The organism is Janthinobacterium sp. EB271-G4-3-2, assembly GCF_020858035.1.
In the GTDB taxonomy this organism is placed as follows: Bacteria; Pseudomonadota; Gammaproteobacteria; order Burkholderiales; family Burkholderiaceae_D; genus Janthinobacterium; species Janthinobacterium aestuarii.
The window spans coordinates 19,446-31,955 of record NZ_JACYMG010000007.1; the positions used below are offsets into that span (position 1 = coordinate 19,446).

The 12,510-nt window shown below is 62.6% G+C and carries 13 protein-coding genes; 9 read left to right on the top strand and 4 right to left on the bottom strand.

All coding sequences use genetic code 11. The features are described 5' to 3' along the window. Positions 1 to 83: 83 nt before the first annotated feature. Positions 84 to 1,346 (top strand): lysophospholipid transporter LplT, encoded by a 1,263-nt coding sequence (gene lplT, locus IGS55_RS15830; protein WP_230518037.1) that lies wholly within the window; start codon positions 84 to 86, stop codon positions 1,344 to 1,346. 35 nt (positions 1,347 to 1,381) lie between these two features. On the opposite strand, the gene IGS55_RS15835 is transcribed toward lplT, so the two are convergent. Genes IGS55_RS15835 through tsaB form a run of 4 tightly spaced genes read right to left on the bottom strand, consistent with a single transcriptional unit; the run spans position 1,382 to position 4,425 of the window. Further along, the gene (locus IGS55_RS15835; protein ID WP_230518036.1) at positions 1,382 to 2,308 is read right to left on the bottom strand and encodes a DUF1853 family protein; all 927 of its coding nucleotides are present in this window, start codon (positions 2,306 to 2,308) and stop codon (positions 1,382 to 1,384) included. Then, positions 2,301 to 3,215, bottom strand: coding sequence for a uracil-DNA glycosylase (locus IGS55_RS15840; protein ID WP_230518035.1), 915 nt, complete (start codon positions 3,213 to 3,215; stop codon positions 2,301 to 2,303). The genes IGS55_RS15835 and IGS55_RS15840 overlap by 8 nt, the downstream gene beginning before the upstream one ends. Next, the gene (gene rimI, locus IGS55_RS15845) at positions 3,212 to 3,700 is read right to left on the bottom strand and encodes a ribosomal protein S18-alanine N-acetyltransferase (protein ID WP_442908174.1); all 489 of its coding nucleotides are present in this window, start codon (positions 3,698 to 3,700) and stop codon (positions 3,212 to 3,214) included. The genes IGS55_RS15840 and rimI overlap by 4 nt, the downstream gene beginning before the upstream one ends. Beyond that, positions 3,700 to 4,425, bottom strand: coding sequence for a tRNA (adenosine(37)-N6)-threonylcarbamoyltransferase complex dimerization subunit type 1 TsaB (tsaB, locus tag IGS55_RS15850; protein ID WP_230518033.1), 726 nt, complete (start codon positions 4,423 to 4,425; stop codon positions 3,700 to 3,702). The genes rimI and tsaB overlap by 1 nt, the downstream gene beginning before the upstream one ends. A 186-nt stretch (positions 4,426 to 4,611) precedes the next feature. Between tsaB and dapC the strand changes: the two genes are divergently transcribed. The 8 genes from dapC (at position 4,612) to prmB (ending at position 12,434) form a co-directional block, all read left to right on the top strand. Beyond that, positions 4,612 to 5,844 carry a succinyldiaminopimelate transaminase gene (gene dapC / locus IGS55_RS15855; RefSeq protein ID WP_230518032.1) on the top strand — a complete coding sequence of 411 codons (1,233 nt, stop codon included), beginning with the start codon at positions 4,612 to 4,614 and terminating at the stop codon, positions 5,842 to 5,844. A gap of 23 nt (positions 5,845 to 5,867) precedes the next feature. Then, on the top strand, positions 5,868 to 6,695 hold the full coding sequence (gene dapD / locus IGS55_RS15860) for a 2,3,4,5-tetrahydropyridine-2,6-dicarboxylate N-succinyltransferase (RefSeq protein ID WP_230518031.1): 828 nt from the start codon (positions 5,868 to 5,870) through the stop codon (positions 6,693 to 6,695). Between the two features lie 121 nt (positions 6,696 to 6,816). Next, positions 6,817 to 8,364, top strand: a complete 1,548-nt coding sequence (locus IGS55_RS15865; protein WP_230518030.1) for an FAD-dependent monooxygenase — start codon at positions 6,817 to 6,819, stop codon at positions 8,362 to 8,364. A gap of 115 nt (positions 8,365 to 8,479) precedes the next feature. Beyond that, entirely contained in the window at positions 8,480 to 9,196 is a 717-nt protein-coding gene (locus tag IGS55_RS15870; protein WP_230518029.1) for a hypothetical protein, read from the top strand. 10 nt (positions 9,197 to 9,206) lie between these two features. Continuing rightward, positions 9,207 to 9,815, top strand: coding sequence for an RES family NAD+ phosphorylase (locus IGS55_RS15875; protein ID WP_230518028.1), 609 nt, complete (start codon positions 9,207 to 9,209; stop codon positions 9,813 to 9,815). A 138-nt stretch (positions 9,816 to 9,953) separates the two neighbouring features. Continuing rightward, on the top strand, positions 9,954 to 10,310 hold the full coding sequence (locus IGS55_RS15880) for an ArsC family reductase (protein ID WP_230518027.1): 357 nt from the start codon (positions 9,954 to 9,956) through the stop codon (positions 10,308 to 10,310). A gap of 40 nt (positions 10,311 to 10,350) precedes the next feature. Then, positions 10,351 to 11,487 carry a succinyl-diaminopimelate desuccinylase gene (gene dapE / locus IGS55_RS15885; protein ID WP_230518026.1) on the top strand — a complete coding sequence of 379 codons (1,137 nt, stop codon included), beginning with the start codon at positions 10,351 to 10,353 and terminating at the stop codon, positions 11,485 to 11,487. Positions 11,488 to 11,543: 56 nt separating this feature from the next. Then, positions 11,544 to 12,434, top strand: a complete 891-nt coding sequence (prmB, locus tag IGS55_RS15890) for a 50S ribosomal protein L3 N(5)-glutamine methyltransferase (protein WP_230518025.1) — start codon at positions 11,544 to 11,546, stop codon at positions 12,432 to 12,434. Positions 12,435 to 12,510 lie beyond the last annotated feature (76 nt).

A 12,510-nucleotide genomic window follows, 5' to 3' on the forward strand; every position in this document is an offset into this window, starting at 1 on the left:
TGCAAAGCAGCCCCTTCCAAACTTGGGGTTTGCCGTTTTTTCGTGGTATAAAGCAAGCCAGATATGATTTCAGGCAATCCAGAATGAATCGTGGTTTTTATACCATCATGGCGGCGCAGTTCTTTTCCTCGCTGGCAGATAACGCCCTCTTTTTTGTCGCCGTCGATTTATTGGTGTCCATGAAATCCCCGGCGTGGATCACGCCGCTGCTCAAACTGTCGTTCGTGCTGTTTTACGTGCTGTTGGCCGCTTTTGTCGGCGCCTTCGCGGATGCACTGCCGAAAGGCAAGGTCATGTTCATCGCCAACATGGTCAAGATCTTCGGCTGCGCCCTCGTCTTCTTCCACGTGCATCCGCTGCTGGCCTACGCCGTCGTCGGTTTTGGCGCTGCCGTGTATTCACCTGCCAAGTACGGCATCCTGACGGAATTGCTGCCGCCGGAAAAACTCGTGGCGGCGAATGGCTGGATCGAAGGCTTGACCGTCACCTCCATCATCCTCGGCACCGTCATGGGCGGCGCGCTCGTCAGCGGCCACGTGTCCGACATGCTGCTGTCCATCGACATTCCCCTGATCAATACGGGCATCACCAGCAAGACAGAAGCGGCCTTGTGCGTGGTAGTGGGCATTTATGCGCTGGCGACCCTGGCCAACCTGAAGATTCCCGACACGGGCTGCGTGTATGCGCACCAGGAACGCAATCCTATCAAACTGATTACCGATTTTGCCAATTGCTATTCCATCCTGTGGAAAGACAAGCTGGGCCAGATCACCCTGGCCGTGACGACCCTGTTCTGGGGCGCTGGCGCCACCTTGCAGCTGATCGTGCTGGAATGGGCCAAACAATCGCTGAACATGCCGTTCGACAAGGCAACCAGCCTGGTGGGTGTGGTCGCCATCGGCGTGGCCGCCGGCGCCGTGCTGTCGGCGCGCTTCATTCCCCTGCGCAAATCGCTGACCGTCATTCCGTTGGGCATCGCCATGGGCGTGATCGTCATGATGATGACGCAAGTGCACTCCGTGTGGATCGCCTACCCGCTGCTGATATTGATCGGCGCCCTGTCCGGCTTCTTCGTCGTGCCAATGAATGCCCTGTTGCAACATCGCGGCCACGTGCTGATGAGCGCAGGTCACTCGATCGCCGTACAGAACTTCAATGAAAACCTGTCGATTCTGACCATGCTGGCCGTGTATTCGATCATGATCCGCTTGCACCTGCCGCTCAATATCATCATCACCCTGTTCGGCCTGTTTGTTGCCGGCACCATGTACGCCATCATGCGCAAGCACAAGCTGAACCAGGCCGAACATGACAATCTTTCCTTGATCGGCGAGCAGAAACACTAATTTTGGGGTCAGACCCGACGGGTCTGACCCCAGCATTACGCTGGCAGCGTACCTAACAGCCGCCGCGCGGCAGCCTGCTCCGTCCAGTCATGCGGCACGACAAAACCGCGCGTGCGCTCCACTTCCCAGCCTTCGACATTGTCCACCGTGGCCACCAGCACCGGTTGCGCCAGATCAAACAACTGCGCCTGCAAGGCATCGACATCGAGCACCTCCACGTCGCGCCCCTTGAATGGCGCCAGCCATTGCAAGCGCGGCAGCACGACATAGCGCTGCTGCGGCAATTGTGTTGGCGCGCACCAGAAGCCGTGTCCGTGCTCTGGGGAAATACCGTCCATGGCGGGCGTGGCGCCTGCCGCATAGAACAGCCAGCCTTTGACCAGCGCCTGCGCCGCGCGCACGGGGTGCGCCAGCAGGGTTTGCGCGGCCGGATGGCGGGACAAGGCCAGTTGCTTGTCGAGAATCTTGCGCATCTTCAAGCCCAGGGTATCGGCCAGGTTCGGACCGATCAAGTGATTGAACACGCCAGGATCGGGCGCGCCTTCGAGCAGGTAGAACTTGGTGGCGAATTCCCAGTGCAGCAACTCACTCCCGTCACGCAGCAGGAAATCGAACTCGCCCACCGTGTCGTTGCGGTTGACCTGCACTTGCAAGCCATGCGCTTGCAGCAGTCCATGCTGCTCAAAATAAAAGGCCAGCAGCTTTTCAGCGTACAGGCCCAGGCGGGAATAGAATTTCGGCCCCAGCGCCGCATCGAGCGGCGACGGATCATCCTGCAGCGCCCCCAGCCACGCCGCCACGGCAGGCGTGACGGGCGCGAGGCTGGCGATGCGCCCGCCCCAGTGGGGACTGGACGGATCCAGCAAGTCGGGCGAGTCGAGCAGCCAGGCCAGCGCCCGCACGCGGGGGTGCGTCAGATGTCCCCAGCGCTGCTCGAAGCGGACCTGGAATGTATCACCCACCGTGCGTGCTTTTCGCCAGGCACAGGTCGGCCCAGGCACGGGCCTTGGCCTTGCCCGTCTCGTCCTGCAGCAACATTTCCGGATGAAAGGTGGCCACGACGGACGCATTGCCCAGCTGGCGCACCTTGCCGCGCACGGGTTTTTCGCCGGGATTGATGCCGGCGGCGGCCATCGAACCGAGGGTGACGATGGTGCGCGGCTGCAGCAGGGCCAGTTCGCGGTCGAAGTACGGGCGGCAAGCGGCGGACTCCGATTCAGTGGGCAAGCGTTCCTGCCCGGCCTCGTCCAGCGGACGGCATTTCAGCAAGTGCGTGACATACACATCGCGGCCAGCATCGAGGTCGATGGCTTTGAGCATATTGTCGAGCAGCTTGCCCTGTTCGCCCGGCAAGGCACGCCCTTCCCGTTCTTCCGCGCGCGAGGGGCTGCTGGCCAGCATCAGCCAATCGCCCTGGCGGTCGCCACGGCCCATGACGACGCCCTTGCGCGTCTTGCACAAGTCGCAGCGCGCGCACTTGGCGACGGCCGCCGTCAAGCCATCCCAGTCGAGGGCGGCGATATCGGCATCGCTCAGCTGTTTGGCGGGCGGCGGTGGCGGCGCATCGTCGAACCAGGCCGTGTCGTCCGGCTCGGCGGCGGGAACTGGCGCAGCGGCAACGGCGGCGGGCGCTTCGGCCTGCACCTCGACCTTCGCCTCGGCAGCCACCTCGACGACGACTTCGGCGACCACCTCGGTGACCACTGCGGTCACGGCGTCAAAGGCTTCGGCCACGGGTGCCGCCACGACCGCTTCCATCTTCACGGGCGCATTGACGACGGCGTCAACGGTCTCGGGTGCTGCGCCCTGGCGCAAGCGCCACAGGGGGCCAACGCCCATTTCATCGAGGAAAACGGCGCTGCGGCTCATAAGGTATAACGCATCACGATGGCGTCCTCACGTTGCGAATTGGCCGCCGGATAATATCCCTTGCGGCGGCCTATCTGTTCAAATCCATAGCGCTGGTAAATATCGAGCGCGCGCACGTTCGACGGGCGCACTTCCAGCAGCATCGACTCCATGCCCAGCTGGCGCGCGCAGGCGCAGGACTGGTTCAGCAGGAAGCGCCCCAGTCCCTGGCCCTGGATGGCGCCCTCGACGGCCACGTTCAGCAAGTGCGCTTCATCGACGACCAGCATCAGCAAGAAGTAGCCGAGCAAGGTGCCATCCACGTCGCGCAAGACCCAGGCAGGGTAGCCGCTCTTGAGCGAATCGACGAAGTTGCCATGCGTCCAGGGATGCGGATACACGCGCTGTTCCAGCGCCAGCACTTCGACCAGGTCCGCTTCCTGCATCGGTTGATAGTCGAGGCGCGGCAAGTCCCAGCCTGCAGCGCTGTCCTTGCCCGCTTCCATCATTGCGCCGACTCCGCAGCGGCCTTGGCGGCCTGCATGTCGAGACGCTCGGCACTTGTGTAAGCGATCTTGTTGCGCAAGTACAGAGGCTGCGCCTCGGCCGCCGTCACGCACTGGCCGGTCGCAAAGGCGATGCGCGCCAGCTGCGCCACTTGCACGGCGTGCGGCATGATGGCAGCGTCGGCCGTGGCGGAGCATGGCAGCGCGGCCAGGGCATCGGCATAGGCGCTGAAACCATTGCCGCAGCCCGACACGTCGCCTTGCGGCGCCACGCCGGCCGGCGCGCTCAGGGCCGGAGGCAGCACTGCCTGCAAGCCATTTTGGTAATCATATTGCGCCCAGTAGACCTCGCCCATGCGGGCGTCGAGCACAGTGACGATGCGCTGCGCGCCATGCTGCTTGTGGCACGCGAGCGCCATGGCGTCGAGCGTGACGACGGGCACGACGGGAAGATTGGCGCCGTAGGCCAAGCCTTGCGCGATGCCGCAAGCCGTGCGCACGCCCGTAAACGAGCCGGGGCCGGAGCCGTAGGCGATGGCATCGACGTCCGCCAGGGTCACGCCCGCTTCGGCCAGCAATTCCTGCACCATCGGCAAGATGGACTGGGAATGGGTGCGCACGCCCGAGGACGAACGGGACAGGACGACATCGCCGCGCAGCAAGGCGCAGGAGGCGAGTTCGGACGACGTTTCAATAGCAAGCAAGGTGGGAAGTAAGATAGGCATAGCGTATTTTACCTTGCCAAGCCCGGGAGCGACATGCCGTGCAGGTCAACAACAGCCCACTTGCACAGCCTGCGCCCGAGGACGGCTATAATAAAAGGCTAAGCTGATTGCTTGACCGGCGTCATTGCGCCATGCCAGGCAATCCATACGCGACACTATCACCCCACTCTTGCCCTGGTCCGCTCCGTGAATCCACTTCTTGCTAAACTGCAACCATATCCATTCGAAAAGCTGCGCCAGCTGTTTGCCGGCGTGACGGTCAACCCCGAATATGCGCCCATCAGCCTGGGCATGGGCGAACCCAAGCATCCGACGCCGGCCTTCATCGAGCAGGCATTGACCGACAATATCCATGGCCTGGCCAGTTATCCGACCACCATCGGCTCGGAAGCCTTGCGTACCGCCATCGCCGGTTGGCTCGAGCGCCGCTACGGCATCCCCAAGCTCAATCCTGCCACGCAAATCCTGCCCGTGAACGGTTCGCGCGAAGCGCTGTTTGCGCTGGCGCAAACGGTGATCGATCCATCGGCCGGTTCGCTCGTGATCAGCCCGAACCCGTTTTACCAGATCTATGAAGGCGCGGCCTACCTGGCCGGCGCCGAACCGTATTTCGTCAATTCCGACCCGGCGCGCAATTTCGGCTGCGATTACGACAGCGTGCCCGCTTCCGTGTGGGAAAAGGTCAAGCTGCTGTTCCTGTGCTCGCCCGGCAACCCGACGGGCGCCGTGCTCACCCTGACGGACTGGGAACACCTGTTCGCCCTGTCCGAGCGCTACGACTTCGTCATTGCCGCCGACGAATGCTATTCCGAGATTTACCACGGCGACACGCCACCGCTGGGCGCGCTGCAGGCGGCGCACATGCTGGGCCTGTCCACCATCGAGCGCCCGTATGCGCGCCTGGTTGTGTTTTCCAGCCTGTCGAAGCGCTCGAACGTGCCGGGCATGCGCTCGGGCTTTGTCGCCGGCGACGCGGAAGTACTGAAAAAATTCCTGCTCTACCGAACCTACCACGGCGGCGCCATGAGCCCCGCCGTGCAGGCGGCCTCCGTCGCGGCCTGGAACGACGAAACCCATGTCGAGGAAAATCGCGCCAAGTACCGTGCCAAGTTCGACGCCATCACCCCGCTGCTGCAATCGGTGATGGACGTGCAATTGCCGGACGCCGGCTTCTACCTGTGGGCCGACGTCAGCCGCACGGGACTGTCCGACACGCAATTCGCGCAACGCCTGTACGCCGAATATAATGTGACGGTATTGCCTGGCAGTTATCTGGCGCGCGACGCGCACGGCATCAATCCGGGCCGCAACCGCATCCGCATGGCCCTCGTGGCCGAAACGGCCGAAGGGCTGGAAGCCGCACTGCGCATAGTAAAATTCTGCCAGCAGCTTTCCGCATCCGCATCAACCACGCATTAACCCTACATAAACAAGACATCATCATGAGCCAACAACTGCAAACCATCATCGACCAGGCCTGGGAAAACCGCGCCGAGATCAATCCAGGCAACGGCACGGCCGAACTGCGCGACGCCGTCTCCCACGTCATCAATGGCCTGGACAACGGCAGCATCCGCGTGGCCGAAAAAACCTCGGGCGACTGGGTCGTCAACCAGTGGGTCAAGAAGGCTGTGCTGCTGTCGTTCCGCCTGGAAGACAACGTCGTCCTGCCGTCCGATGGCACGATGCAGTTCTACGACAAGGTGCCGACCAAGTTCGCCAACTACACGGCCGAAGACTTCACCAAGGGCGGTTTCCGCGTGGTGCCGCCAGCCGTTGCCCGCCGCGGCAGCTTCATCGCCAAGAACGTCGTGCTGATGCCGTCCTACGTCAACATCGGCGCCTACGTCGATGAAGGCGCCATGGTCGACACCTGGGCCACCGTCGGTTCCTGCGCGCAGATCGGCAAGAACGTCCACCTGTCCGGCGGCGTCGGCATCGGCGGCGTGCTGGAGCCGATGCAAGCGAACCCGACCATCATCGAAGACAACTGCTTCATCGGCGCCCGTTCGGAAATCGTCGAAGGCGTGATCGTCGAAGAAAACTCGGTCATCTCGATGGGCGTCTACATCGGCCAGTCGACCAAGATCTACGACCGCGCCACGGGCGAAGTCACCTACGGCCGCGTGCCGGCCGGCTCCGTCGTGGTCTCGGGCAACCTGCCTTCGGCAGACGGCAAGTACTCGCTGTACTGCGCCGTGATCGTCAAGCGCGTGGATGCGAAGACCCGCGCCAAGACGGGCATCAACGAACTGCTGCGCGGCATTTGATCACTGCGCTGTGAAGTATCGGTAACACCTGCATGTCCCGCTTCGGCGGGACATTTTCATTTCCAGCAAGCAACCTCAATCGTCGCGCAGCCATCCCCCGTCCTGTCCTATACTGGATGGCATGAATACACCTCCCATCCTGATCGTCGGCGCCGGTCCTACCGGTCTCATACTGGCCTTGCGCCTGGCGCGCCATGGTGTCGATTGCCGCATCATCGACAAGAATAGCGGTCCGGGCCAGGCGTCGCGGGCCATGGCCGTGCATGCGCGCACCCTGGAGTTTTATCAGCAGCTGGGCTTTGCCGACGAACTGGTCAGCCTGGGCATCAAGATCAATGCCATGCACATCCATGAAGGCGGCGAGGAGCTGGTGAAACTGGCGCTGGGCGAAATCGGCGAAGGCCTGAGCCCCTATCCTTTCGTGCTCAGTCTGCCCCAGGACGAGCATGAACGCTTTCTCATCAGCAAGCTGGCGGCGGCCGGCGTGCACGTGGAATGGAACGTCGTGCTGGACCTGTGGACGCAGGACGATAGCGAAGTGCAAGCCATCCTGCTGAAAGATGGCGAACGCCAATATTGCACGTTTAACTATATTTGCGGCTGCGACGGCGCCCGCAGCAAGGTGCGCGAGATCGCCGGTTTCGAGTTCTCGGGCGGCACCTACGACCACCTGTATTACGTGGCCGACGCGCAAGTGGCGGGCAAGAACACGGATTTGCACGCCCACCTGGGCGCGAACTCGTTTGCGCTGATGCTGCCCGTGCGCACCAGCGGCATGCAGCGCCTGATCGGCATCCTGCCCGACCGTCCGGAAGGCGCGCCCGTGCCCGTCTTCGACGACGTGCGGGAACAGGTGGAGAGTTTGCTGAATATCCAGGTCGAGCACGTGAACTGGTTTTCCACGTATAAAGTCCACCACCGGGTGGCGGGGCAGTTCCGTGAACACCGCTGCTTCATCCTCGGCGATGCGGCCCATTTGCACAGCCCCGTGGGCGGCCAGGGCATGAACACGGGCCTGGGCGACGCCGTCAACCTGGCGTGGAAGCTGGCGCAAAAACTGCGGGGCCAGAGCAACGACGCCCTGCTTGACACCTATGAAAGCGAGCGCATCGTGTTTGCCCGCAAGCTCGTCGCCACCACCGACCGCGCCTTCCAGGCCATCGTCGCGCAGGGCATGGCCGGGCAATTCCTCCGGCGCTGGCTGGTGCCGCACGCGCTGCCTTTTCTCTCGGGTTTCGCGCGGGCGCGCCGCCTGCTGTTCCAGACAGTGTCGCAGATCCAGATCAGCTATGAAGACAGCGCCCTGTCCGCCGGCCACGCGGAATACCTGCGCGGCGGCGACCGCCTGCCATGGTTCTCGGACGGCACGCAAGACAACTTTATCGCCCTGCGCAGCATGGATTGGCAATTGCACATCTATGGCGAAGCGGCGCCCGAACTGCTGGACGAAGCGCGCGTGCTGAAACTGCCCGTGCATTGCTACACCTATAACGTGGCCGCCAAGCTGGCGGGACTGGGCCGCGACGCGGCCTACCTGGTCCGTCCCGACGGCCACATCGCGCTGGCCCTGCACCTGCAGGAAAGCGGCGCCCTGCGCGCCCTGGCCTTGCGGCTGGGCCTGCATTTCGGTCCTGCCGAACCGGGCAAGGCGGCGCCACGACCCGTGTAGGCCGCCGCACTCAAGGTTTGTGCTGCATCAACGCGTTGAGATTTAATTTACTTGCTTTGTTTGCTTTGTTTGACTTCGTGTCCTATGCTGAAACATGCATTGCAAGGAGTTGGCCATGTCAAACACATCAAACACACGTCGCCCTGCCGGCAATGTGGACACCGGCACAATTGATGAGGCAGTCACCGAAGCCGCCCATGCTCCAGCCGCGCCCTCGCTGGCCAGGCAGCTGGCCGACACGCTGGCCACCAGCGCCACCGGCTTGCGCTTCAACATTGCGCAAGACACCTTCCAGGAAGCCTATGCATCGCTGCTGGACGCAGTGCCGCGTGACGACCGGCCCGCACTGCTGGCGCAAATGCGGCGCGACCTCGATATTGTGGCCGAGCGGGAGCTGAGCATGGCTTCCGGCAACGACGCACAGACAGGCCGCGTCAGCACCCGGCAATTCATGCGCGGCCTGGAAGAACAGGAACGGCAGCAGCGTGAAAAAGACGTGGCCTCGCACAGCTTGCTATCTGGCCCCGAATTGCGTGCCCGGCTGGCAGTCACGCCGCAGGCACTCAGTGCTGCATTGAAAGCCAGGCGCCTGTTCGCCTTGCGCGGCGCCTCCGGCGAATATGTTTACCCCGCATTTTTCGCCGATCCCCGCCATGATCGCCACACCCTGGAAAAAATCAGCAAAATTCTCGGCGACTTGCCCGGCCCCGCCAAATGGGACTTTTTTACCGTCCCGCGCCTGTCGCTGGGCGGCAAGTCGCCGCTGGAAGCCTTGGCCAAAGGCAAACTCGATGCCGTGATGGCGGCCGCCCGCGCCTACGCTGACGAATAACAACGCTACCGTGGCAACCTTGCGCCTGCCCCGTCTGCCGCAACTGCCCACAGCGCTGCAGACGGTGCGCTGCGATCCCGCCACCCTATACCGGGTTTCCGGCCACGCCACGGGCGAACCCTATTTTGGCAGGGCGAACACCTATCGCTTCGACGATCCCCAACCGCAAGCGGCCGCCCGCTTCGGCACTTGCTACCTGGGCGCGTCGCTGGCCGTGGCGCTGGCTGAAACACTGCTGCACGACCGCAAGCCCATCCGCAACCACTTCATCGTCGGCCTGGCCGTGATACAGGCGCGCTTTGTCATACGGTTCACGGGAGAAACACTCATCCTGGCCAACCTGACGGGTGCCGCCCTCAGGAAGCTGGGCGGCCACGCTGGACTCAGCGGCACATCATCGTATCAAACGACCCAAGCTTGGTCGGCCGCCATCCATGCGCATCCGGACGAGGTCGATGGCATGCTCTACATGTCGCGCCACAAGAATGATGAAACGGCAATGGTGCTGTTCCACCGCGCCGCGCCCAAGCTGGCGATGGCATCCGCCACGCCGCTATCCACGCACCACGACTTCGGCCAGGTGGCCACGCAACTGGGTATCAGCAGCGCCTGGCCTTGAACCTGCCCGGAACATGCAACCGTGTTGCACTGCCGCATCGACTGCGCATCGACTGTATAATGGCGGCTACCATCGCATTTTGTCTTGGCGCAAGCGCCCCGATCAAGCGAACCGCATTCATTCCCCTTAGCCCTACCCATGACGACCATTACACTCTACGGTATCCCCAACTGCGATACCGTCAAAAAGGCCCGCACCTGGCTGGCCGCGCAGCAACTCGATTTCACCTTCCACGACTTCAAGAAGCAGGGCCTGGAACGCGCGACAGTCGCAGCGTGGCTGCGGCAATTACCGTGGGATGTGCTGGTCAACAAGAAAGGCACGACCTGGCGCGCCCTGTCCGACGAGCGCAAAGCGTCCACCGTCGACGCCGCCAGCGCCCTGGACCTGATGCTGGAAAACCCGTCCATCATCAAGCGCCCCGTGCTGGACAAGGATGGAAAGTTCAGCGTGGCGTTTTCGGATGCGCAGTACAAGACCATTTTCTCGCTGTAACCCTCTAGTTGACCACGATGTTGCCGGCACGACCATACTCATGACCACCTCCAAAACCCTCGCCCTGACCGAAAAACTGATCGCCCTGTCTTCGGTCACGCCCGACGACAAGGGCTGCCAGCAGCACCTGATCGACATCCTCACCCCGCTGGGCTTTGTCTGCGAAACGATACAGTCGAACGACGTCACCAATCTGTGGGCACGCCGCGGCACGACGGCGCCCGTGTTCGTCTTTGCCGGCCATACGGACGTGGTGCCGACCGGTCCCGTCGAACAATGGCGTTCGCTGCCCTTCATTCCCACGCACCGCGACGGCAAGCTGTACGGCCGTGGCGCGGCCGACATGAAGACCTCGATCGCCGCCATGGTGGTCGCGTGCGAGGAATTCATCGCCGCCACGCCCGAGCATACGGGTTCGATCGCTTTCCTGATCACCAGCGACGAGGAAGGCCCGGCCACGGACGGCACCGTCATCGTCTGCAATAAGTTAAAAGAGCGCGGCGAACAGATCGACTATTGCCTGGTGGGCGAGCCGACGTCGAGCGCGCAGCTGGGCGACATGATCAAGAACGGCCGCCGCGGTTCGCTGTCGGGCCGCTTGACGATCAAGGGCGTGCAAGGCCATATCGCCTACCCGCACCTGGCGAAAAACCCGATCCACGAAGCGGCGCAGGCGCTGGCCGATTTGGTCGAGGAAAAATGGGACGCCGGCAATGAGTATTACCTGCCGACGTCATGGCAAATGTCGAACATCAACGCGGGCACGGGCGCCAACAACGTGATTCCCGGCGACATGGTGATCGATTTCAATTTCCGCTTTTCCACGGCCAGCACGGCGGAAAACTTGCAGGAAAGAGTCCACGCCATCCTCGACAAGCATGACTTGCAATACGATTTGCAGTGGACCCTGAGCGGCCTGCCCTTCCTCACGCCGCGCGGCACCTTGAGCGATGCGCTGTCGTCCGCCATCCTCGAAGAAACGGGCCTCACGACGGAGCTGTCGACCACGGGCGGCACCTCGGATGGCCGGTTTATCGCGCAAATCTGCCCCCAAGTGATAGAATTCGGGCCGCCCAATGCCAGTATTCACAAGATCGACGAGCACATCGAACTGCGCCACATCGATCCCCTGAAGAATATTTACCGGCGCACGCTGGAGCATTTGCTGCCCGTCTGAAACCGAATACCGAGGCCCGTCACGGCGGGCCAGAACACCGTCTTTTCGAGAATGCCATGACCCCGAACCCGTTTTCCACGCCACGCGACCTGCTGCGCTACGCCGTTACCCGTTTCAACACCGCCAAGCTGTTTTTCGGCCACGGCAGCGCCGAAGCGTTCGACGAAGCGGCCTATCTGATCCTGCACACGTTGAAGTTACCGCTCGACAAGCTCGAACCGTTCCTCGACGCCAAGCTGCTGCCGTCGGAAGTGGCCAGCGTGATGAGCGTCATCGACCGCCGCAGCATCGACCGCGTGCCAGCCGCCTACATCACCAAGGAAGGCTGGCTGGGTACGTATAACTTCTACGTGGACGAGCGCGTGATCGTGCCCCGCTCCTTCATCGCCGAGCTGATCCCTGAATACTTCTCGCCATGGGTGGCGGAACCGGAAGCCGTGGAAAACATCCTGGAACTGTGCACCGGCTCGGGCTGCCTGTCGATCATGATGGCCGACGCCTTCCCGAACGCCACGGTCGATGCCGTGGACATTTCCGCCGACGCGCTGGCTGTGGCCAAGCGCAACGTCGACACCTATAAACTGCAGGACCGCGTGAACCTGATCGAATCGGACCTGTACACGAACGTGCCGGCCAAGAAATATGATTTGATCATCAGCAACCCGCCATACGTGAATTCCGCGTCGATGGGCGCCCTGCCCCAGGAATACCTGGCCGAACCGCAAATCGCCCTCGACGGCGGCAGCGACGGCATGGACCTGGTGCGCAAGATCATCGCCGGCGCGGCCGAGCGCCTGACGGACGACGGCATCCTGATGATTGAAATCGGCAATGAGCGCGCATACGCGGAAGCGGCCTTCGGCGAGCTGGGCCTGACCTGGCTGACGACGAGCGCCGGCGACGACATGGTGTTCCTGCTGACGGCCGAGCAGCTGAAGCTGGTTTGATCGACTTGGCAGGTCGGATCAGCCCGAAGAGCGTAATCCGACCTACCTGAATTTTACGGCGAGGGTTAAATCCCAG